This is a genomic window from Lysinibacillus odysseyi 34hs-1 = NBRC 100172 (assembly GCF_001591965.1).
GTDB classification, from domain to species: Bacteria; Bacillota; Bacilli; order Bacillales_A; family Planococcaceae; genus Lysinibacillus_B; species Lysinibacillus_B odysseyi.
The window spans coordinates 113541-134335 of sequence record NZ_BCVX01000010.1 but is presented as its reverse complement, the minus strand read 5'-3'; the positions used below and the strand labels follow the sequence as shown (position 1 = coordinate 134335).

The 20795-nt window shown below is 40.4% G+C and carries 23 protein-coding genes; 11 read left to right on the top strand and 12 right to left on the bottom strand.

Features of this window, described 5'->3' with window-relative positions; translation table 11 throughout:
- Positions 1-405: 405 nt before the first annotated feature.
- On the top strand, positions 406-1452 hold the full coding sequence (locus BOD01S_RS16525) for an S-layer homology domain-containing protein (protein ID WP_052124772.1): 1047 nt from the start codon (positions 406-408) through the stop codon (positions 1450-1452).
- A gap of 183 nt (positions 1453-1635) precedes the next feature.
- Here BOD01S_RS16525 and BOD01S_RS16520 read toward each other — a convergent pair whose 3' ends face one another.
- The 4 genes from BOD01S_RS16520 to BOD01S_RS16505 form a co-directional block, all read right to left on the bottom strand.
- Positions 1636-2772 (bottom strand): zinc-dependent alcohol dehydrogenase, encoded by a 1137-nt coding sequence (locus BOD01S_RS16520; RefSeq protein WP_036152864.1) that lies wholly within the window; start codon positions 2770-2772, stop codon positions 1636-1638.
- A 22-nt stretch (positions 2773-2794) separates the two neighbouring features.
- A complete protein-coding gene (locus BOD01S_RS16515; RefSeq protein ID WP_036152861.1) occupies positions 2795-3157 on the bottom strand; it encodes a spore coat protein in 363 nt (120 codons plus the stop codon).
- 14 nt (positions 3158-3171) lie between these two features.
- Positions 3172-3381: a hypothetical protein gene (locus BOD01S_RS16510; protein ID WP_036152858.1), complete on the bottom strand. Its 210-nt coding sequence runs from the start codon at positions 3379-3381 to the stop codon at positions 3172-3174.
- A gap of 222 nt (positions 3382-3603) precedes the next feature.
- Positions 3604-4524: an EamA family transporter gene (locus BOD01S_RS16505; RefSeq protein ID WP_036152855.1), complete on the bottom strand. Its 921-nt coding sequence runs from the start codon at positions 4522-4524 to the stop codon at positions 3604-3606.
- A gap of 124 nt (positions 4525-4648) precedes the next feature.
- Between BOD01S_RS16505 and BOD01S_RS16500 the strand changes: the two genes are divergently transcribed.
- The 4 genes from BOD01S_RS16500 to BOD01S_RS16490 all read left to right on the top strand — a co-directional run bounded on the left by BOD01S_RS16500 (position 4649) and on the right by BOD01S_RS16490 (position 7248).
- Entirely contained in the window at positions 4649-5341 is a 693-nt protein-coding gene (locus BOD01S_RS16500; protein ID WP_036152852.1) for a Crp/Fnr family transcriptional regulator, read from the top strand.
- A gap of 978 nt (positions 5342-6319) precedes the next feature.
- Complete coding sequence (locus BOD01S_RS16495; protein ID WP_036152849.1) at positions 6320-6886, top strand: sigma-70 family RNA polymerase sigma factor; 567 nt, start codon at positions 6320-6322, stop codon at positions 6884-6886.
- Positions 6873-7040, top strand: a complete 168-nt coding sequence (locus tag BOD01S_RS22670) for a YvrJ family protein (protein ID WP_081977903.1) — start codon at positions 6873-6875, stop codon at positions 7038-7040. Before BOD01S_RS16495 ends, BOD01S_RS22670 begins: the two co-directional genes overlap by 14 nt.
- 4 nt (positions 7041-7044) lie before the next feature.
- Positions 7045-7248 carry a hypothetical protein gene (locus BOD01S_RS16490; RefSeq protein WP_036152847.1) on the top strand — a complete coding sequence of 68 codons (204 nt, stop codon included), beginning with the start codon at positions 7045-7047 and terminating at the stop codon, positions 7246-7248.
- Positions 7249-7818: 570 nt separating this feature from the next.
- On the opposite strand, the gene BOD01S_RS16485 is transcribed toward BOD01S_RS16490, so the two are convergent.
- From BOD01S_RS16485 to BOD01S_RS16455, 7 genes are all read right to left on the bottom strand, one after another.
- Positions 7819-8418 (bottom strand): NADPH-dependent FMN reductase, encoded by a 600-nt coding sequence (locus tag BOD01S_RS16485; protein ID WP_052124770.1) that lies wholly within the window; start codon positions 8416-8418, stop codon positions 7819-7821.
- Positions 8419-8430: 12 nt separating this feature from the next.
- Complete coding sequence (locus tag BOD01S_RS16480) at positions 8431-9414, bottom strand: ring-cleaving dioxygenase (protein ID WP_036152844.1); 984 nt, start codon at positions 9412-9414, stop codon at positions 8431-8433.
- Positions 9415-9692: 278 nt separating this feature from the next.
- On the bottom strand, positions 9693-10133 hold the full coding sequence (locus tag BOD01S_RS16475; RefSeq protein WP_036152841.1) for an Hsp20/alpha crystallin family protein: 441 nt from the start codon (positions 10131-10133) through the stop codon (positions 9693-9695).
- 304 nt (positions 10134-10437) lie between these two features.
- Entirely contained in the window at positions 10438-11022 is a 585-nt protein-coding gene (locus BOD01S_RS16470; RefSeq protein ID WP_036152839.1) for a YdhK family protein, read from the bottom strand.
- A 117-nt stretch (positions 11023-11139) separates the two neighbouring features.
- Positions 11140-11874 (bottom strand): urease accessory protein UreH domain-containing protein, encoded by a 735-nt coding sequence (locus BOD01S_RS16465; RefSeq protein WP_036152837.1) that lies wholly within the window; start codon positions 11872-11874, stop codon positions 11140-11142.
- Positions 11875-11953: 79 nt separating this feature from the next.
- Positions 11954-12631: a response regulator transcription factor gene (locus BOD01S_RS16460; protein WP_036152835.1), complete on the bottom strand. Its 678-nt coding sequence runs from the start codon at positions 12629-12631 to the stop codon at positions 11954-11956.
- 17 nt (positions 12632-12648) lie between these two features.
- Positions 12649-14004, bottom strand: a complete 1356-nt coding sequence (locus BOD01S_RS16455; protein WP_244887324.1) for a sensor histidine kinase — start codon at positions 14002-14004, stop codon at positions 12649-12651.
- A 316-nt stretch (positions 14005-14320) separates the two neighbouring features.
- Between BOD01S_RS16455 and BOD01S_RS16450 the strand changes: the two genes are divergently transcribed.
- From BOD01S_RS16450 to BOD01S_RS16440, 3 genes are all read left to right on the top strand, one after another.
- Positions 14321-14818 carry a GNAT family N-acetyltransferase gene (locus BOD01S_RS16450; RefSeq protein WP_036152833.1) on the top strand — a complete coding sequence of 166 codons (498 nt, stop codon included), beginning with the start codon at positions 14321-14323 and terminating at the stop codon, positions 14816-14818.
- A gap of 180 nt (positions 14819-14998) precedes the next feature.
- Positions 14999-15616: an HD domain-containing protein gene (locus tag BOD01S_RS16445; RefSeq protein WP_036152831.1), complete on the top strand. Its 618-nt coding sequence runs from the start codon at positions 14999-15001 to the stop codon at positions 15614-15616.
- A 110-nt stretch (positions 15617-15726) separates the two neighbouring features.
- The gene (locus tag BOD01S_RS16440) at positions 15727-16479 is read left to right on the top strand and encodes a hypothetical protein (RefSeq protein WP_052124775.1); all 753 of its coding nucleotides are present in this window, start codon (positions 15727-15729) and stop codon (positions 16477-16479) included.
- A gap of 224 nt (positions 16480-16703) precedes the next feature.
- On the opposite strand, the gene BOD01S_RS16435 is transcribed toward BOD01S_RS16440, so the two are convergent.
- Positions 16704-17141 carry a YiaA/YiaB family inner membrane protein gene (locus BOD01S_RS16435; RefSeq protein ID WP_036152829.1) on the bottom strand — a complete coding sequence of 146 codons (438 nt, stop codon included), beginning with the start codon at positions 17139-17141 and terminating at the stop codon, positions 16704-16706.
- 372 nt (positions 17142-17513) lie between these two features.
- On the opposite strand from BOD01S_RS16435, the gene BOD01S_RS16430 reads away from it, so the two are divergent.
- From BOD01S_RS16430 to BOD01S_RS16420, 3 genes are all read left to right on the top strand, one after another.
- Positions 17514-18341 carry a manganese catalase family protein gene (locus tag BOD01S_RS16430; RefSeq protein WP_036152825.1) on the top strand — a complete coding sequence of 276 codons (828 nt, stop codon included), beginning with the start codon at positions 17514-17516 and terminating at the stop codon, positions 18339-18341.
- Positions 18342-18425: 84 nt separating this feature from the next.
- Positions 18426-19637, top strand: coding sequence for a glycosyltransferase (locus BOD01S_RS16425; protein WP_036152823.1), 1212 nt, complete (start codon positions 18426-18428; stop codon positions 19635-19637).
- Positions 19621-20355: an HAD-IIB family hydrolase gene (locus tag BOD01S_RS16420; protein WP_233153156.1), complete on the top strand. Its 735-nt coding sequence runs from the start codon at positions 19621-19623 to the stop codon at positions 20353-20355. Before BOD01S_RS16425 ends, BOD01S_RS16420 begins: the two co-directional genes overlap by 17 nt.
- Positions 20356-20795: the final 440 nt, after the last annotated feature.

Sequence of the window (20795 nt, the reverse complement as noted above, 5' to 3'; positions counted from 1 at the left end):
TGATTTTCTGACTTTATTAAGTAAGGACTATTTATAAGCTTATTTTACTCCCTCCTTTTATTTTTTATTAATTCCTCTTCATTTAGCGGACTAACCAAGGTTTTCGTAAAGAACCTTTTCATTTTTCAGCAAGACGGTTTATCGTTCAAGCTATACCTATAGACTTACGAATAAAATGGTAATTTATCCTGTTGTTTTATTTATGTATAATATTTACATTTATATGAGGCATAAATTATTCTCTTCATCGATAATGTTAAGCAGTCATATATTGATGTTTTTACTAATATATCGTAAAGGTTGGGATGAAGGGAAGGAAGCTTAGGATAATCGGCCCCGTCTGCCTGTGAGAGAAAAAGGTCTCAAGATTAAGAGGGGCATTAATAAAAGAAAAGGGGATATTTCATGGTAAAGAAAAGACTATATACAGTGTCACTTGCTACGGCAATTTTATTTGGATCATTTAGCGGAGCTGCCGCGGCTAAGGAAGAAACGTTCACACCACCTGTATTTGCTGCAGAAACAGTAGCACAAGTACATCAGGCATCATTTGAAGAGCAGTATAAGTTATTTAACTTAGCGGAGTTTTTTAATGATCAGCCTGGATATGAGGTCACGGCTGTTACAGTAAATCAATTTATCTTAAAAGCGAGTGTAGATACCATTATTGAGAGCTATAAAAATGATGAGAACCTCTACGCAGAAGGAAAAGAAGAATTCCTGAAAAATGAGAAACAAATTCGCGATACTTTTGGTGATAGTATCGAAATAAGAATTACGAAACAAGGTAATAGTTCGAAAAAAGAAGTGAAATACTTAAAGAAGTGGGAAATGCTATCTGCGGCTGATGAAGCAATCTTTTTCGATGTGTTTAGCCGAGGAGTAAAGCTGGAGCGTGATGGAGGGTACTTTCACGATACACTGAACCATTGGGATGAAGGCCACATCCAATTCCTCTATGAGCTTGGCGTAATTAACGGGCAATCACAGACGAAGTTCAATCCAAACGGACATATTACACGTGCACAGCTGGCTGTAATGATTTTCCGCGCTGCGGGGCTTACGTTAGATGAGTTTGAAGGCTATACGTATTATAATGATATTGAAAAACATTGGGCTGGAAAAGAAATCTCCATTCTGGATGATTACGGCCTGCTTGATATTTTTGATGATGCCGATTTCAATCCAGGCAAGCCGGCTACCCGTGAGGAAGTAGCAGCAGTCACATATGCGTTAATGCAAGGATACGGCTATGAAGCTACTGCGGCTGGAACGGCCTTTAAAGATAAAAACAATATTGACCCAATTGCCCTAGAAGGTATTGCTGCGCTTCAACAAGCGGGTATCGTAGGTGGATACGCGGATGGCACATTCAAGCCGAAAGCAAATGTAACACGTGCACAATTCGCGAAAATGTTGACGATGGCACTTTTAGAAAGCTCTGAGGAATAGATTACACATAATTATAATATGGATGATAGGAGAAAGAGGACGTCTGTTTGTATATAGAGACGTCCTCTTTGTGATAGGGATAGAGATATTTGCTAGAGAGCAGACAGGTAATGATTCTTCTGATAACTGTACGCCTCTTTCCTATTTTCCGATTAACTTTAAAAGAGCAATTTTCCCTCTTTTCTAGGGCTTTAAAAGTACCTTGATACAATCATCCTGTTTCGTGTCGAAAATTTCATATCCATGTTTAGCCTGTTCGAGAGGAAGTACGTGTGTAATAATATCACTCGGGTCTACTTTCCCTTCAGCAATCAAATTATAAATATGAGGCATATAATGGATGACAGGTGCTTGTCCGGTACGAAGAGTTACATTGCGCTGGAAAATATCACCCAGCGGGAAAGCATTGTAACGTGCCCCGTACACTCCTGTCACCTGGATAGTGCCGCCTTTTCGAACGGCCTGACTTGCTGTAACAATCGCTCCCATAGCCCCACCCTGCAGCTTTAATCCGGTTGCAAGAAACTCCATTGGTGTCATCTTGCCACTCATACCTACACAGTCAATGACAACATCGGCGCCGCCCTTTGTCATTTCTTTTAAATATTCACCACAATTTTCATGATCCTCAAAATTTACGATCTCTACATTATTTGTACGCTTCGCATGTTTCAGCCGGTAACCAATATAATCGACTGCAATCACTCTTTTTGCGCCCTTTAGCCAGGAGAATTTCTGGGCCAATAACCCGACTGGTCCACATCCAAGGACGATGACTGTATCTCCCGGTTTCACACCGGCATTGTCTACGCTCCAAAAGGCAGTTGTAGCAGCATCAGCAAGCAGCACAAGACTTTCATCCGGAACCTCGCTGTTTTCCGGAATTTTAAACGGAGTAAAATTGGCGTAGGGCACACGCATAAGCTCCGCCTGGCCACCCGGGAATCCGCCTGCTGTATCCGAATACCCGAAATAGGCGCCCATTTCTCCATTTTCGTTCGCATTGTCACATTGGCTTTCTAAATCATGGCTGCAGTACCAGCACTGCCCGCATGCGACGTTAAAAGGAATAATGACACGATCGCCTTTTTTTACCTTTGTGACATCCTTGCCGACTTCCTCTACAACTCCCATTGGTTCATGGCCGATGATATAATCTTCACCGATATTTGGAATCATTCCATGCAATAAATGCAAATCTGAACCGCAGATCGCAGTAGTCGTTAATCTAATAATAATGTCATCGGATTTTTTTATTTCTGGATCCTTCACATTTTTAACCTGAATATTTTTGATTCCTTGATAAGTGACGGCTTTCATTAAAAAATCCCTCTCTTCATCTTTATTCTTTAGGCGGGGTTGGGAACAATCCCTTTCGGTTCATGTCTTCCGGGAATAAGTCCAGGCTGGCAATATCAATAGCATTTTGGGCAGATTTTATATCGAGCTCCCTTTGCTGGTGAAGATCGTATGGTTTTAGCCATTCTTTTTTCATCATCAGCTCCGATGTCTCAAAATATAGTTCAATCATGGCATCAAGCTGCAGCTTGATTAGTTTGCGCAGTGCGGGTGAAGCAGTTTCTGTCAAAGAAATAGATAGTGTTCGAACACCTGTTTTTAGTGACAGCAAAAGCTCAAGGGCGATACCTGAATCTGTTAGTTCAGGCATATGGATAGAATTGATAGGATCTAAGTAGTCTTCCATATCCTTACCTCCGATTAATATTCCAGTTCTGATTTTTCATAGAGCTTCAGCAATGCCTGCAAGGCGGGAGCTGTTAATTTCACATTCTTGTCTAATAGTTTACGCAAGTCCTGATCAAACACGACCCCTTGTCTTAATTTGGATTTGAGTAGAGAGGTCGTCATAAAGTTAATCACTTCATGAAACTCCATCATTTCATGAAGTGCCAATTTCTTTTCGAACATATAGAGCATCTCCTTCATTTTTTCCTTACAAGGCTTCCCTATATAGAAATAATTTATGCTTTAAATAGCGCATGATTTTTTATGAGGAAGAAAAGCGATGGATTTATTTGGGAAAAGGGGAAAATATGCAGAGGAATGTGTGAAGTTTAAATAGAAAAACCCCCGAATAATGGACACATCGGAAAGTGCCATTTTCAGGGGTTTTTCTTATCTTTTGATATTCTATTCTTTTGAAGAAGCATTCTCCAGCTTGCCTGCCTGTTTACGGTTATGAAGCAGCGTAGGTAACGTCATGCCGAAGAGCACAAGAACGATACCGAAGATTTGTAGGCTTGTCAGCATTTCATGCAATACAATGACGGATGCTAAAATTGCTACAGGCAGCTCTACTGCACTTAGTATAGAGGCTACCCCCCCGCCGACTTTTGGTACGGCCACCGTAAATAAAAGGATAGGCAGGATAATACCGAACAGCCCAAGTGCCACTCCGAAGTACAGCAGTTCTGTAGTAAATAGCTTACCATTTGTTACTACTTCGGGTGCTTGGAATAAAAGGACGAGTAGCATGGAGAAAAGAGACATAATCGTCATACGCCCGATTGTAGAAATGCCTTCGACTTGCTTTGAGTTAAACTGCATGAAGCAGGCAAAGCTAAATGCTGCTGCCATGCCGAATGCCCAGCCGCGCCAGTCCAGTCCGCTCAAATCGACATCTAAGATACCAGCAGCCAGAATTGTACCGCTGATTAAAAAGACAAGAGAAATTAACTCTGGTCTTGTCGGACGGCGGCGATGGACTATACAATCCAAAAATAGTCCGATCCATGTAAATTGGAACAGCATGACAACTGCAAGTGACGCTGGCAAATAGTGAACGGATTGTCCATATACAATCCCTGTTGTCCCAGTCAATAAGCCGGAAATCATAATAATTAAAAAACCTTTACCAGATATTTTAGGTAAAGAACGTTGTGTCGCGATTAAAATAATGACAGCTAATAAAAAACCTATCACATATTGACTCGTTACTGCTTCTTCGGTCGTAAAACCATGACTCATGGCCACTTTAATCATAGTAGATAAAATTCCGTAAGAGCTTGAACCAATCACAATGAGTAGGGGATATAGTAAATTCTTGTTCATCATTGCACCTCTACCTCTCCCATAAAAAAGAAGTCACAAACAATTGTTTGGACTTATTACTACTATCATCATAACAATTCTTTCTATAATGAAAAGGACATATGTCCAAAAAGGGGTTTATTATATGAAAATAATTGAAAATCCTTCTCTTCTACACAAGAAATTAGCAGAATATGAACTGACACAAATTTTTGATGATAACAAGCAGCGTCCTTTTACGCTGCAGGCTTATATGGAAGGGGAAATCATATTACGGGAAGGGGAGGAGATGAAGCAGCTGCTCTACTTAGTTGAGGGGAGATTAAAAGCGACATCAAGTGTGGAGACAGGTAAATCACTGCTTCTTCGGTTTAATCATCCCTTGGCTCTTATTGGCGATTTAGAGCTTGTTCGTCATATACCGGTGCAATCCCAAATTACGGCCGTGACAGCGTGCCTTTTTATCGCATTGCCGTTTGATTATATTTATAAGCATGAAATGACGAATCCCGCATTTCTGCAGGAATTGTTACAACATTTGAGTTATAAACTGCAAACGCTCACAACAGCTTCCCGTGTAAACTTACTATCCTCCGTAGAAAATAGATTAGCGAGCTACTTATTATCGATTTCAACACCCGGAAATGAATTCGGGACAGAGCTGCAGACGGGTAATATTGGGGAAATGGCTGATTTACTTGGTACGACACATCGGCATTTGAACCGTATATTGCATGATTTGACGGAGAAGGGAGTTATTGATAAATCACGGAGGAATATTCGCATTATAGATTACGAAAAACTGGAGGAGATGTCGCAAGGAATTCGATATGAATGAAAAGAGAAGGATATTTTAAAGACGCCAAGCAGACGCTTTGAAAGAAGGAGGTATAAGCATTTTCCGAAATGGAGCATTCCATATCCAAACGGCAGAGGTGGTAATTCATTCTTCTAGTATTCCATGAGTACCAGGCTTGCTGCTTTTCCTTCTGATTGACTATTTTAAGCAGCTTGAAAGATTTTACAAAAAGGCAAGGCTAAATTTTCTCCCTCAAAGAAATTTCCATAAATAATATAGGGCGGGGCTAATTGCCGTATGAAGTAAATGCCCTAAGTACATATATATTCCTCGGCGGCAGGCTTCCATCGGGGCTGCCGCTGCGATTTTATAGTATCATTTCAGATCTCTTTGCTTCTTTAAACAACTTCAAGTATTCAAACGCTGTCACATAGATATAAGTAAGAAGAAAGAAATATACATCAGCTGTTTTACCAATTTATAAAAGTGGAATTCTGCTGATAAGAGTTTTTCTGTACCGCTGTAACCAAAGGTGAATTTTTGCGTCTTATTGTAAAAAGACAGGATGTAATCAGCCTTCCCTCTTACGTTGATTTCTCTATGTATTTATTGGTTCAAAAGTATTTCGCGTTGGAAAATGAAAAATGACTTATAAGTACTATTTTTTCATTATTCGTATGTCTATTCTCCTTTTGTTTGGATATTTGGGTTGTTTATTCTTCCTTTCATATTACTTTAATTAGTACATAAACCTTCAACGGGATGACTAATAAGTTGTTAGCAATAGATGCTCCATGGCTTTTAGGTAGTTTTTGAAAAAGCTCTTTAAAAATATTCAATTTCCCCTCATAAAATGCAGCATAAGCGCTTCTTTAGTCATTCATAAAATCCTAAAATTGTATTATTTTACTATTCTAATGATCGAATTTAGTATTTATACTCTTATTAATTAAGTCAAAGTAGTTTATAATGATAATAATACAGAACATATGTTCTGTTAAAGGAGGTAAAGTTAAGATGAAAATTAGAGAGATTCAAAATCCGATTTTAAAGGCTTTTTTGGCAAATGAGGAGCATCTGGAGCTTTACAAACAATATAATCAGACCCAACAAGAGCATCTCAAAACGAAAATCGATCAACATTTTTCACAATTTTACGCTCAGGTTCGTGCAGTCTCTTATTTTTCTAAAACGATCCACTTTACCGCTCTTCATTATGATAAAAAGAGAAGATTATTTGAACATAGAAATATACTGTTTCTTGATCGGCCGGCAAATGAGGGACATGAAGGCGGGGGATATAGCTCGGTATCATTAAAGGAGCTGATTGAGGATGAATCTGCGTCAACGATGTTTGAGGAAAAAATCGAAAAGGAGCTTGGTGATTTTATTCAAAATCCGGCGATTTACAATGCAATTCTTACATTAAATGAGCGGCAGAAGCAAATTTTTTACCTTTCTTTTATTAAGGAAATGTCTGATACCGAAATAGCCAAAAGGCTGCATGTATCCCAGCAGGCCATTACGAAATCTAAAAATAATGCTTTAAAGAAAGTGAGGCGAATGCTTGATGGCTGGTTATGAAAATCTAGTTGATTTTATCAGTAATATCGGCTTCCCCATTGTTGTGTCCTTATATCTTTTGCACAGAATGGAGCAAAGGGTGGAAGGGTTGGAACGTACGATACAAGAATTGGCAAGCGAATTGGCCGGCGCTAAATCTAATGGTAAGGAGTAAATAGATGAACGATTCAATTTCGCCTTTAGAGTTGCTGGAATTGCTCAGGCCGAAAATTCAGAAAGAACTCCAACAGACAGATTTACAGAATAGAGCAGACCTCGAGCAGGAAATTATTTTAAAAATCCTAGAAGATCTGAAGCTGAAAAATTTTCAGGAGTTGCCATCCTTTTTTGAGCTATTGGAGAAGGAGCGTTCTCAAAAGTAGCGGGACGTTCCTCCAGCCAGTAAATAGCCTGGGCAGTTTAGTTAATGGAATGTGTATTGAAAGCGAATAATCAAGCGGCCTGTATCAGCCGTTTATAATTTTTTCAGGAAGCAGGGCCCTATTAGGTAAAATGACAGGAAATATTCGTATTTGTTAGTACAAAGTAAGCGTAGAAAAAATAGAGGGCAGGAGTATGCTTAACTTCCTTCCCTCTGTCCAAAAAGAAATACCTCAGCCTTCTGGGCAGCTCTGCACAGTAAGGGAGGGTATGGTAATGAGGTGTACGAAATACTGACAGCTGCTTACTTATCTAGGGAAATTTATTAACGTTACGGTTACTAAAGGGGGAAGAAGTCTGAAGATAACAACCCTATTTGTAAAAAAGCTCCGAACTTTTGTTGTTCACTTGGAAAACTTGTCAAAATTGTTCCAGCAGGAGCGGTGGTTAAACTTTGGTAAATAAGTGAAAAGGCGGCATGAAAAAGCATGCCGCCTTTTTGGATAGAAAAAGATATCAGCCATTCGCTGACGCTTGTTGCTGTGATGCTAACGAATGAATTTTCGATATAATTAACGTATTGTAGATAAGGCTTTTGTCCAAGGCAGTAATTGATCCAGCATTTGATTTACTGAATCCGCTTGAACAGGTGCCGGTTTAAAGACAGTGCCGTTTTCAAAATCTGTAAATAGGGACAGCGCAGGATGTACTCGAACATCTGCTATTAACAATTCACCTAAGATACCGCGAAGGTGCTCTGCTGCACGAGCTCCGCCTACAGAACCGTAAGAGACGATACCTGCTGCTTTATTGTTCCATTCTGCACGAAGGTAATCCAGAGCATTTTTCAGCGCTCCTGTAATAGAGTGATTGTATTCCTGAACGACGAAGATAAAGCCGTCTTGCTTCGCAATGATTTCCGACCATGCCGCTGCCCCAGATGCATCAGCTCCTGGTTCACCTAAAAGCGGCAATTTATAATCTGCAATATCAATAATTGTATAGTTCGCGTCACCGCGTTTGTCTGCTAATTCTTTTACCCACGCTGCTACTTGTGGACTTACACGTCCTTCACGAGTTGAGCCAATGATAATACCTATGTTCAATTGTTCCATTTTATCTACCTCCGGATTATTTGTTTCTGTTCCAAAAAGTTTATTAAAAAAGCCCATCTTTTTACTCCCTTACAAATATTCTTTTTCAAATTCCCGTGTACTTCTTACCGTATCGATTGGGCGCACCATGCTTTCGATTTGTTCGCGTTTTGCTTCAAGGAAAGGTGGCAATGATAGGATTTCTCCAACTGTTTCATAAGGCTCATCTCCCATGAAACCTGGACCATCTGTTGCCCATTCAAACAAAATACCTGGTGCTACACGTGCATAAAGGGATTCAAAGAAGAAGCGGTCTACGTAACCGGATGTATTGAATCCAAAGCCCTGCATACGCTCGATCCACTTATGCAATACATCTGTATCATGTACACGGAAAGCAGCATGATGTACTGTGCCGAAGCCTTGGCGGCCAACTGGAAGGATAGTATTATGCTCAACAATTACTTGAGCTCCATTTCCTCCTTCTCCCATTTCGAATAGATGGAGAGAGCCTTCCTGTGCAATTTCCTGCATCTCCATTACTTTTTCTAAGACTTCTTTAAAATAATCAAATTGTGCGATACGAACATGAATCGGTCCTAATCCTGTAATCGCAAATTCGAGTGGCACAGGTCCTTTTTGCCAAGGTGTGCCAGATGCTACACCGTTATTGTACTCATCTGAAATGAGCATATATTGCTGATTATCAAAATCAACAAATGAGAGTGTGTTTTTGCCAAATAACTCTTTAATTCCGGTATGTTCTACCTTATATTTATCAAAACGTTTTACCCAATATTCCAGTGCAGCGTCTGTCGGTACACGGAAAGCTGTTTTGTAAATTTCATTTGTACCATGAGAACCTTTCGGAATGCCCGGAAAATCGAAGAACGTCATATCTGTCCCGGCTGAGCCTTTGTCATCTGCAAAAAACAAATGATATGTTTGAATGTCATCTTGGTTCACCGTTTTCTTTACAAGACGCATGCCTAGAATATAAGTGAAAAATTCATAATTTTTTTCAGCGCTGCTCGTAATGGCAGTAACATGGTGAATGCCTTTTAAATGATCCATAGTTTTAGCTCCTTTACATTTATCTCGATTTCGAGGTAAATGTGTAAAATTTTTTATAATACAAAGAAATTTAATTAACGATTATTGTGAAACGAGATATTATCTCAAAAAGATATATCTCGAATTCGAGATAATAATACCATGGACGTTTGCTATCCGTCAACTATAATACTTAAAACTGAAAAGTAACGATTTTCTTCGTTTCTTGCAGGACACGAAAAAGAAAACGTGTCCTGCCCAGCTGAGAGATGTGAATGTCAGCGAGTAGCCGAATTCTGTTAATTAAAGTCTATATCAATACGGCGTTTTTTCTTTTTTGACGTCTTTACCATTCTGACCTCTAAAACACCATTTTTATACACCGCTTTTATATTTTCCCCGGAAACAGGACTAGGCAAAGTGACTGTTCGATGGAAACTGCCTGAATAACGTTCCTGACGATACATGCTTTCTTTTTTTACTTCATGCATTGTATGAATGGTGCCGCCGATGCTCAGCAGTTCATCTTCCACATGAATATGCAAATCTTCCTTATTTTCTATTCCGGGAAGATCGCAGATGGCAATAACTTCCGTATCCGATTCATGGATATCAATATTGATCTGATGGAAAGGACTGTTCTCCCAATTGAAAGCAACTGGTAATGTAGAAAATAAACGTTCAAATTCTTTTCTTATATTAGCTAATTGTCTAAACGGGTCGTACGGAACTAAAGACATACTATCAGCCTCCGATTTTTTTTACAATTTATTGTATGTCCTTGTTCTTGTCCAATAGCCGGATAAATGTCTCCCTGCTTACTATGCAAAAGGCTGAGTCTCTTTTGATGTTTTTTACAACCGTATGGAGTGCCGGAGATTTAAGTAATGCAGTTCGGCTGTATTTTAACGGCCTTTACAATATGGTTTACAGGAAATAAAGGTAAGAGAGGGAATCTTTAATGTATGAAAAATGCCGCGTTCTTCCTCAAAATAAAAGGAAGAGCGCGGCACTGCTATAACAGAAAAGCTTTTCCAGGAGCTATTATTCCGATGCAAGCTCACTCTCTGTTACCCATTTATGGTTTGTTACTTTTTCTCCATTTGCTGAAGTGTAGTCAACCATGTATACAGTTGTTTTTTCTGCCGAGTCAATCACAGCATGTGCTCCTTCCATGCCTTCCATATGATCTGCCTGCAGTGTCACTTCAGTGCCTGGTTTAAGAGGAGCATCGCCGGGATTTTCAAGCTCTTCATGTATAACCCACTTGTGATTCTCCATTTTTTCCCCAGAAACCGTAGAAGTATATGATACAGCGTAGACTGTTGTATCATAAGCACCGACGATTGTCGCTTCTACATCATTCATACCTTCCATATGATCTGCGTGCATGATTGCTTTACTGCCTATTGGATAAGCAGGGTTGGTTGCCTCTGCCAGACCTTCTGGTACTTCCCCGGACCCTGAATGATCCATAGTGGAATGCTCCATATCCGAATGACCACTTTTCTGCTGTTCACTTTGCTCATCAGCCGCTGTGGGCTCTTTTTCTTTCTCTTCCTCACCACAGGCAGCAAGTGTAAAGGCTAAGGTGAATGTTAGAAATCCCAATGCTGCTTTTTTCTTCATAGTTTTCCCTCCTCAATTAGGCGTTACACTCTATATATTAGCCATTATGTTTGCAAATACTGTGCAGAAAATAATTGAAGGAAATACACCTTTTACGTTCACCTATTAGTGGTTTTCCTATATTCCCCAATACATGATAGTATCTAGAATGCCGAATAAAATAATAAGTATACCTGCAACCTTTTGGACAGCTTTCCCGATAGCCATGCTTTTTTGCATAATACTCTTCCTTTTCTTGAATTGTGCCAGCAGCCACAATATCAAAAGCAGCGGAAGAGAGGTAGCGATAGCAAAAATACCCGGCAGTACGAGACCCGCTGGGGAGGAAATGACTAGGGGCATGAGCCATACAAAATAAAGAACAAACATCGTTGGGCAAAATGCGATAGAAAAACAGATCCCAAGCAAAAACGAATTAGCTTTTCCTTTATTTGTGAAGTATTTTTCAAAAACTGAAAAACTAGTTAGAAATCTAAGTTTTATAAACCCAAGCATAACAAGACCTGTAAGAATAAGAAGCGGTCCAATCGCTTTACGAAATAGGGGGAAATAGGCAGTAATTACCGTTTCAAAAGCTTGTCCGAACATCCAGGCAAAAAAGCCAATTAGACTATAGGTAATCACTTTTCCTAAAAGAAAGGCGAGTACCTCCCCCTTTATTTCCTTCAACTGAACTGTTCGGCTTCCGTAAAGTGTAATGGTGCTAATATTTCCCGTTAACTGGCAAGGTGCCATAGAACCGATCAACCCTAGAAGAAAGGCAGAGATTAAGGGAGAATGATTAAAATTATGTAAGTATACGGATAAAGGGTTACTCACCAATTGGCTGAATTCGGATAATAGGCTGTACATAGCAATTCCTTTCGTATTGACTAGCGAGTAGATATTATTTAAAACTCATAAAATACATGGCAAGAGGGGGAGCATTTATCTATGACCATTTATAACCGATTCCCCAAACGGTTTTAATGAACTTTTCCATCGGAAAGCCAGCCTTCCGCAATTTTTCCCGTAGATTCCGAATGTGGGAATCTACTGTACGTATATCGATAAATGCATCAAATTCCCAGGCAATATTCATAAGTTCCTCCCTTGTGAATGTCTTTAATGGACGAGATAATAAGGCTTCAATAATTAGAAATTCTTTTAATGTCAGCTGGGCGGTGGATTTCTGATGGTGAAGGGAAAACGTTTCTTTATTCAGTTCGAAATCTTCGTATAGTAGTTTCTCGTCCTGCGGCTGCATGAGACCACTGCGTCTTAACAGAGCATTGACTCTCGCTACCAGCTCTTCTTCATCAAACGGCTTGGTGATATAATCATCGGCTCCTGTGTTTAGTCCCTTAACCAAATCAGCCTTTTCGGCCCTTGCTGTCAGCATGATAATAGGAACAGCAGAAAATTCCCGAATTTTTTTGCATGTCTCCCATCCATCCATGATTGGCATCATCAAATCTAAAATAATGAGGTGGACGACCTGTTTTTGCAAGACGCTGATGGCATCCTGGCCGTTTGTCTTTTTGATGCATCTAAAACCAGTCGGGGTGAGGAAGAGCTCTATTAAATCCAGCATCCGCTGTTCATCATCTACTAATAGAATAGTTTTCATTATTCATAACACTCTCCTTACAACGTAATAGTGAAGGTGCTACCCCGTCCCAGTGTACTGCTTACTTGTATTTCCCCACCGTGTGCCTCTACTAATTCCTTTACCACGGATAAACCGATACCAGAGCCGCCGAGAGAACGTGACCGCGACTTTTCGACCCGATATAACTTATCGAATATAAAGGGGATTTCATCAGGTGGGATACCGATCCCCTGATCTGTAATAGCGATAATGGTGTTGTTTCCTTTTTGTAAAACAGCTACGGTTACCTCAGTATGGACAGGAGAATATTTTTTTGCATTATCCAGCAAGTTTAATACAATTTGTTCAAGACGTAAGGGGTCGGCGTAAATTTGGAAGTCCGTTGGGCATTTTAACGCAACAGTCATATCCTTCAGCTGGAAAGAGGGACGGATAAGGTTCAAAATATTTAGGAAGTATGCCTTTGCCCAAAAGGTTTCCTGCATAATAGAAAATGAGTTTTCATCCATTTTGGCTAAATCCAGCAGGTTCTTCACCAATTCCTTCATCCGCTCTGACTCTTCCGTCAGAATGCTCAAGTAATGCTTTCTTTCATCCTCGCTAATATCGCTTCTGGAAGCTACTTTTGTATAGCCGATTAGGTAGGTTAATGGCGTGCTCAGCTCATGGGCGACGGAAGCCAGAAATTCATTACGCTCTTTTTTCAGACGGGCTAAATCATTTGCAAGTGTCTGTATGGCGGACGAAAGCTCCCCTAATTCATCGTGTTTAAGCTTTGGCAATTCAACCTGGAAGTCCCCCTTATTGATCTTTTCTGTTGCTTCTTTCATACGAATAAGCGGTCGTGTTAAAAACCTGGATAATGCGAGATAAGCAAGGAATAACACAAATATACTCGTAATCCCGGCAATACCGAAGTGAAAGTTCAACTGTTCTACCAAGCGTTCAATCGGATAGGTGCTTTGAAACATAACGACATAGCCCTGCTGCCCGTTGGATTGTAAAGTAAACGGATGCGCGCTGATAAGGTAGGGGGTCTCCCTCCAATCGGCATTCAATATTTCATCTTTTTTCAGAAAAGCTTTCGGCAAAACAGATGTAAGGGCCTGTACAAGGGTCGGGTTTTTCTCAGAAGACTTCATTACATTTCCCTTGTTGTCTGTAATGATTACTTCCCGGTCTGTATTGGCTTCCATTAAAACAATATGGTCCATTGTAGCATCTGAATAGTGTTCAACGAGTACATTTCTATGATTGGCGCCGTTTGCCAACAATCGTTCGAATTCTTCATTGATTTTAGTAGTAAGAATGCTCTGGTGTAAATAGAGCATGAGAAAGGCCTCCATAATGAACACCGTAAGGAAAAAGTAGACAGCTAGCTTTGTTGACATCCGCTTCATCAAAAAAAGACACCTCTTTCAACTGTTAGTATAAAAAATATTTATGAAAAAAATATGCAGATCATCGGGCTAAATGGAATATAAGAAAGCTATGGAAATAGTTTCTTATTCATTGTACCTATTTCTTGGTAGCAATGAAAAACTAAAGAGTGTTTATTCTATAGGCATAGAAGGCTTTTGCGAGGGTAGCTTTGTCCGTTAGACCGCGGCAAGCTAGATAGTTTTAATGTAGTAGGGGCTAATCATCTGGATAAAGGAATATTTTGTAAGTTATCATAAGAGTAAATAAGGAAAGGGAGGCTACAAAATGATTCGCATGCTCAATAAACAGGATGCCGAGGCATATCAAACGATAAGGCTTGAGGCACTGCGTGTAAACCCAGAGGCATTTGGGTCTACTTATGAGAGAGAGGCGGCTTTTACAGTAGAGGAAATAGGCCGGCGAATAGCGCCGGAGGCAGGGAAATTCACGTTAGGGGCTTTTGAAGAAGACAGGTTGATAGGAATCGTAACCTTCGTTCGAGATAATGGGCCGAAGACAAAGCATAAAGCAAATCTATACGGTATGTACGTATCCGCAGAGTGTAGAGGAAAGGGAATCGGCGGCAAGCTTCTTGATACCCTTATAAAAGAAGCGCGGCAGCTTGATGGTGTTGAGCAGATTACTCTTACAGTTGTTCAGGATAATGAAAGAGCGAAGGCACTATATGTTACTAGTGGTTTTGTAGTATTCGGCATAGAAAAGAATGCTTTAAAGGTAGAGGAAATATATTACGATGAGGCATGGATGGTATATTTCTTATAATGAAGTGGGCAAGAGTGACTTGGACAAAAGACGTGTACATGAGAAAATAATTGCCCCTGTTTATCAGAGTATTCTGGTCAGCAGGGGCTTTTCCTGTTAGGTTGCCTAGTATCCGCTATTAGAATTCTGAAATTCAACCCATACTCTTAATTATAAAACATTGGAAGAGGGATGTTTCGGATGGAAAAGATATTAGAGCTGATGAAACTCGGACAACGGCTAAAGGAGGAACTGCGGCATAGCTGGCTTCCTACCGGGCGGCGGGAAAGTGTGGCTGAACATACGTGGAGCGTTGCGCTTATGGCGATAGCCCTGGAGCCATATCTTTCAAAAGAGGTGAAGATGGAGCGGCTGTTAAAGATGGTGGTCATTCATGATTTGGTGGAAGCGTATGCAAAAGACGTTCCACTTTTCTATACAATCGATGATCAGGAAGCAAGAGCAGTAAAATATGAAAATGAAAGTAAAGCAATCAAGCAAATTCGAGATCTGCTTGGCGGGAATGGCGGGCAGGAACTTTATGATATATGGATGGAGTTTGAACAAAAGGAAACATATGAAGCAAGGATAGTATATGCACTTGATAAGCTGGAAGCTCAGATTCAGCAAAACGAAGCAGATATCCGTACGTGGCTGCCGATTGAGCACGAGATGGTATTCATGCTTGGCCAGTATACAGCTTTTGATCCAGCGCTTGATGAACTGCGAAAACAAGTCGAGGCTGAAGGAGAGAAAAAGCTGGAAGCAGCAAATATTAATACGAATATACTTAAGAATCCAAAAGAACAAAGAGAGTAAGAAGTAATTATATGATAGTGGATTCGAAAGGTATCATTTTGCTTATTTAACAGGAGCGAGGAGACTGAAGCGGTCTTTAAATGGGAAAAGAATTAAAAGGGGGTGAGATGATGGCAATAGTTCGTCATGCAATGTTTCCGTATTTTCAAAAATATATTAAGCTGCTGCCGGCTGCCTATACAGATCATACGCTGCTTGCCGATCCTTTTTTGTTAGAGGAGGACAGAGAGCGGCACCTGAAAATTTACTATACACCTTTTGAATATGTGAACCCAGCAGCAAAAATTATTATTGCCGGTATTACGCCGGGCCTTCATCAGATGAAACGTGCTTATTCTACGGCTATGGAGACTTCCGGCACGTATGAAGAGGTATTGAGAACGGTGAAAAGGGAATCGAGCTTCCACGGTACGATGAGAAAAAACCTTGTAGCGATGATGGACGAATTGAAAATTGCTGATCACCTGGGAATAGAAACATGCAGCCAGCTTTTTAGTACGTATCATCATCTGCTGCACAGTACCTCGATTCTGCCTCATGCCGTATTTTATAAAGGGCGAAACTACAATGGAAGCACGCCAAAAATCATGAAAACGCCGTTACTCAGGAAATATGCAGAAAATTATTTCCCAGGGAACGTTGAAGGGATTCAGGAGACACTTATCGTTCCGCTTGGTGTAAATGTTCAAGCTGTCCTAGGAGAATTGATAGAAAAAGGACTGATACCTAAACACCGTCTACTACGAGGTTTCCCCCATCCTTCTGGAGGCAACGGACACCGCATCCGGCAATTTGAAGAGCATAAAGAACAAATGATGGAAGAGATAAGAGAGTTTTTTAGCTCCATCCCTATAAAAAGATAGATAAACATGAGGAAATCCATGCTTCAGAGTGAAGACAAAGTCTTTTTACGACTTTGTCTTCAGGTAATTTTAGAGTAGAAGGCAAAAAGAAAGCTCACCTAGCCTGTCTTGAAAACGTTTGCTAGAAGACGCAGTTTTGCGATAAAAGTGCGGCGTCAGGAGCAAAGGTGCATAGACGAGCGAGGCAAGCAAAGCGAGATGAAAGCGTTTGTCAACAGGCTGTTTTAATCCTCTGTTTTATGAAGATAAGAGTCGGTGGAAAAGGATTCCTGATAAGTTTGTTCAGCTTGGCTGCCTTCGCGCTTTCGATATTCGATAGACAATACATAAATGACAAAGCAAATAAACAATGTCATACCCCAGAAGTAGCCTTTTAAATATAATTCCCATGTAGTGTTGTAGACAGATACCATTCCCCATCCGATGGCAAGTAAGGAAGAAGTCCATCCTCCAACTATATAGGCAGAACCGATCTGCTTACCATCTTCACGGTCAAAGGAAAATTTAATCGCAAAGAAGATAGAAAAGCCAGCCCACAAAATTACCATTATATAATAGCCTTTCTCCATACGTACCCAGTCGGAGTTGAGAACGCCCACCACGAAAAAGCTTACCGATACAATGAGGGCGAGCCAAGAGATAAGATATAAGCGGTTTTGCATGTGATTTCCTCCATTTTGTTATTTATTCTCCCATTACTGAAAATGATGCTTTCTCCTTTCAAGTAGTGTAAGAATACATTATATTCAAGAAATTACATTAAATTATACATATCATACCACATGCAATATAACACTCAAAGGTATTTATTTAAGCGGTTTCCTACTAAAAAATGAAACAGCGAACAAAAGGCAGAAAGTACTGTTTTACAAATAGAATTTACGGGGAATAGAGTTGCTACCTGCAAAAAACAACGAAAATCAAGGCTGATTTTACTAGATAAATAGACCCTTTTTGATAGATTTTCGTTTATTTTGAAAATTGCAGGGAACAGGATTAGGGAGTCATTTAATACCTTGAGGAGGAATAGATGCATGTTTGAACATCGTAAAGGATTACAGTTTGAAGTAAAAGTAGAACGACCAGATCCAATGTTAGCCAGACAAATTCAAGAAGTGTTGGGCGGACAATTTGGTGAGATGAGTGTAATGATGCAATACCTATTTCAAGGATGGAATTGCCGCGGAGAAGAGAAGTACAAGGATATGCTGATGGCAATTGGGACGGAAGAAATAGGACACGTAGAAATGTTGTGTTCTTTAATTTCCCAATTGCTGGATGGAGCAACTCCAAGTGCTCAGGACGAGGCGGCTAAAAACCCAACAATGGCAGCGATCATGGGAGGCGTGAACCCACAACACTTGATCGTAAGTGGTCTGGGCGCTACACCAAAGGACTCTAACGGTGTGCCTTGGAATGCCGGCTACATTATTGCGAGCGGGAACTTGCTTGCCGATTTCCGTGCAAATTTAAATGCAGAATCTCAAGGGCGACTACAGGTTGCTAGACTTTATCATATGACTTCTGACGAAGGAGTACGAAAAGTATTCCGGAAAATGTTGGCTCGTGACCGTTATCACCAATATCAATGGATGGCGGCTATTAAAGAGCTAGAGGAGAAAAAAGGAGTTGTAGTACCAGCCAGCTTCACACCAGAGGATGAGCTGGAAGCACAGCCTCATGCGTATGAGTTTTATAACTTAGAGGAAGGAAATGGAGCAAAGAATGGTCTATGGGCAGAAGGTATGGCACCGGATGGAACAGGTGAATTTGTATTCCTAGATAATCCGGAGCCAATGGGACAAGCCCCAAAACCGGCAGTACCTCCAACTTCCCTTCATAACGATATCGATATGCCATAAGCCACGTGACTGTATTTGGCCTGTAAGTAAATGTCTACTTATAGGCTTTTCATTTAATAAAGAATGAGAAAGGATGCGTGCATAATGAAACAAAAAATACTATTTATCTCAGACCACGGCGATCCCCTTATGCCGCTCGGAAGCAAGCAGGCAGGTGGCCAAAATAACTATGTAAAACATTTAGCCTTATCTTTAGATAAACTCGGCTATACAGTTGATGTCATTACACATTGGTGTAATCAAGATGCACCGGCTGTGGAAGCAATCGGTGATCATGGAAAAGTATATCGCTTCAATGCAGGTAGACCAGGCTTAGTAGAGAAGGATGAAATGTTCGGTATACTACCTGCCTTCTATGCAGAAATTAAAGAGAAAATAGATCTCGAATCCTATGACGTCATCCATACTCATTATTGGTTATCCGGTGTGCTTGGTCTTATGTTACAAAAGGAGTATGGAATTTACTGGGTGCATACAAACCATTCCTTAGCCATTGCCAAAGAGCAGGGTACAGGTAAGATAGATCCGAAACGTAAGCATTATGAAGAACGCATAATGCAGCATGCGGATATCGTATTAGCAACAACACCGACAGAGAAAGAGCTAATTGCTAAATTCACAAAAAATGTGAGTGATATATCTGTTGTACCAATCGGCGTTTCACCAACATATCTTACACCTCCACCCACAGCAGGCAATGCTAATTTTCCATATTACTTCTATGCTGGGCGGCTTGAAGCATCAAAAGGAATCTTTGATTTATTAGCGGCCTTCCGACAACTGCTTACAACACATGGTAACCAAGAAAATGTAAGACTTTTAATTGCAGGCGGCTGTTCGGAAACAGTCGATATGAAAAACCTTCTACCAAAGGATCCAAAGCTACTGGCAGCATTAGAAGGAATAGAGGATCGTGTTTATTTCCTAGGCCCGAAAAAGGAAAAAGAATTGAAAGTATTGTATGCAAATGCGATTGCTACAATTATGCCTTCCCACTATGAATCATTTGGTATGGTAGCAGCTGAGGCGCAAGCTTGTGGATGCCCGGTTATTGCCAGCGAGGTTGGTGGTTTAAAAGACGTAGTGAAGCCCGGTGTAACAGGATTGCACTTCCCAAAATCTCATGCTAAAAAATTAAGTGAAGGAATGGCATACTTCCTATCAAAACGCGACCAGCTTGCCAATATGAGAAGACAGGCAAAGGAACATGCTAAAAATGAGTTCAACTGGGCAAAAATTGCTGCTAAAGTAAATAAGCTATATAAAGGAGCAGGCTCTTATGTATCAACCCCTTAAACCATATGTCCTGGCGACTGATCTGGACAATACGATTGTCAGTCCGGATGTCCCGCATCAGGACTTATGGGAATACTTTCAGGATAATTTACCCTCTTTAATCTATATTACGGGCCGTCATTTTTCTTCTGCTAAGCAGTTGATTGAAACAGAAGGGCTGCCAATTCCAGATGTGCTTGTTTGTGATGTCGGTGCGTCTATCTATGTCGGGCCTGAATTTGAGCTTGATGAAAAATGGGCAGACCAGCTGCGGCTAGCTGACTTCCCTGACGTACATGAGCTGGCAATAGAACTGGGCTTGATATCCCAGGACCTGCCCACAAAATGGCGGTTAGCTTATTTTGCCACACCCGCTCAGGCAGAAAAATTAGCAGCGGCTATTAAAACGAATCGGCTAAACGTGAATATGATTTACAGCGGTGGAAGGGATTTAGATATTCTTCCGATAGAGGTAGATAAAGGGAAAGCGTTACAGTATATACTGGATGCCTGTAAACACACTTCCACTGTTATTGTGTCAGGAGATTCAGAGAATGATTTAAGTTTATTCCATTTAGGCTATCCTGCAATCGGTGTAGGAAATGCATGTGAAAGCATACAGGCTATGCAGCACCTTTCTCATGTTTATCTTGCAGAAAACCACGCTGCCAGAGGAGTAAAGGAAGTTTGGGAAAAAATTATGAACGAAAAGGAACAGGATTCAAAAATTTCCCTCTAACAAGTAGTATAACAATTGGCTGGAGGGAAGTTTTTATCCGTATCATTTATTTAACAAAACAGCGGTCATTCACTAAAAACTAGAGTTGTTCAACCAATGTCCCAAAAGAGGGAAAACATCCTGCAGGACAATTCTATACAACAATCTATATTGTTGCACAATAAATGGTTCCCATCCAAGCCGATGCTAAAAATTTGTTTAGTATCGGTTTTTTGCCTTGTATAAAAAGAAAAGGGTTAACTCTGAGGTGCTTGATTATATAGCCTTTGCCTGTTTTATTTACCTTAGGAAAAAGCCATCCTTTAAATGAACAACATGAATGGCAATGGAAAATGAAGGCAAGAATAATAAATGAAGAGGTTTTGTATAATGAAGGAAAGTAAGCTTCTTGTCATTTATTATATAGTCCGGGCAGCTGACCGTAAGCTATCACCGGATAA

Bases quoted from the DNA above. Each gene is read 5' to 3' on its own strand.
- BOD01S_RS16460 (WP_036152835.1), bottom strand. From the start codon at position 12,631: ATGAAAACTATTCTATTAGTAGATGATGAACAGCGGATGCTGGATTTA.
- BOD01S_RS16495 (WP_036152849.1), top strand. From the start codon at position 6,320: ATGAAAATTAGAGAGATTCAAAATCCGATTTTAAAGGCTTTTTTGGCA.
- BOD01S_RS16520 (WP_036152864.1), bottom strand. From the start codon at position 2,772: ATGAAAGCCGTCACTTATCAAGGAATCAAAAATATTCAGGTTAAAAAT.
- BOD01S_RS16445 (WP_036152831.1), top strand. From the start codon at position 14,999: ATGGAAAAGATATTAGAGCTGATGAAACTCGGACAACGGCTAAAGGAG.
- BOD01S_RS16425 (WP_036152823.1), top strand. From the start codon at position 18,426: ATGAAACAAAAAATACTATTTATCTCAGACCACGGCGATCCCCTTATG.
- BOD01S_RS16485 (WP_052124770.1), bottom strand. From the start codon at position 8,418: ATGGGCTTTTTTAATAAACTTTTTGGAACAGAAACAAATAATCCGGAG.
- BOD01S_RS16490 (WP_036152847.1), top strand. From the start codon at position 7,045: ATGAACGATTCAATTTCGCCTTTAGAGTTGCTGGAATTGCTCAGGCCG.
- BOD01S_RS16435 (WP_036152829.1), bottom strand. From the start codon at position 17,141: ATGCAAAACCGCTTATATCTTATCTCTTGGCTCGCCCTCATTGTATCG.
- BOD01S_RS16480 (WP_036152844.1), bottom strand. From the start codon at position 9,414: ATGGATCATTTAAAAGGCATTCACCATGTTACTGCCATTACGAGCAGC.
- BOD01S_RS16450 (WP_036152833.1), top strand. From the start codon at position 14,321: ATGATTCGCATGCTCAATAAACAGGATGCCGAGGCATATCAAACGATA.
- BOD01S_RS16500 (WP_036152852.1), top strand. From the start codon at position 4,649: ATGAAAATAATTGAAAATCCTTCTCTTCTACACAAGAAATTAGCAGAA.
- BOD01S_RS16465 (WP_036152837.1), bottom strand. From the start codon at position 11,874: ATGTACAGCCTATTATCCGAATTCAGCCAATTGGTGAGTAACCCTTTA.
- BOD01S_RS16515 (WP_036152861.1), bottom strand. From the start codon at position 3,157: ATGGAAGACTACTTAGATCCTATCAATTCTATCCATATGCCTGAACTA.
- BOD01S_RS16510 (WP_036152858.1), bottom strand. From the start codon at position 3,381: ATGTTCGAAAAGAAATTGGCACTTCATGAAATGATGGAGTTTCATGAA.
- BOD01S_RS16455 (WP_244887324.1), bottom strand. From the start codon at position 14,004: ATGTCAACAAAGCTAGCTGTCTACTTTTTCCTTACGGTGTTCATTATG.
- BOD01S_RS16505 (WP_036152855.1), bottom strand. From the start codon at position 4,524: ATGAACAAGAATTTACTATATCCCCTACTCATTGTGATTGGTTCAAGC.
- BOD01S_RS16470 (WP_036152839.1), bottom strand. From the start codon at position 11,022: ATGAAGAAAAAAGCAGCATTGGGATTTCTAACATTCACCTTAGCCTTT.
- BOD01S_RS16420 (WP_233153156.1), top strand. From the start codon at position 19,621: ATGTATCAACCCCTTAAACCATATGTCCTGGCGACTGATCTGGACAAT.
- BOD01S_RS16475 (WP_036152841.1), bottom strand. From the start codon at position 10,133: ATGTCTTTAGTTCCGTACGACCCGTTTAGACAATTAGCTAATATAAGA.
- BOD01S_RS16430 (WP_036152825.1), top strand. From the start codon at position 17,514: ATGTTTGAACATCGTAAAGGATTACAGTTTGAAGTAAAAGTAGAACGA.
- BOD01S_RS16440 (WP_052124775.1), top strand. From the start codon at position 15,727: ATGGCAATAGTTCGTCATGCAATGTTTCCGTATTTTCAAAAATATATT.
- BOD01S_RS16525 (WP_052124772.1), top strand. From the start codon at position 406: ATGGTAAAGAAAAGACTATATACAGTGTCACTTGCTACGGCAATTTTA.
- BOD01S_RS22670 (WP_081977903.1), top strand. From the start codon at position 6,873: ATGGCTGGTTATGAAAATCTAGTTGATTTTATCAGTAATATCGGCTTC.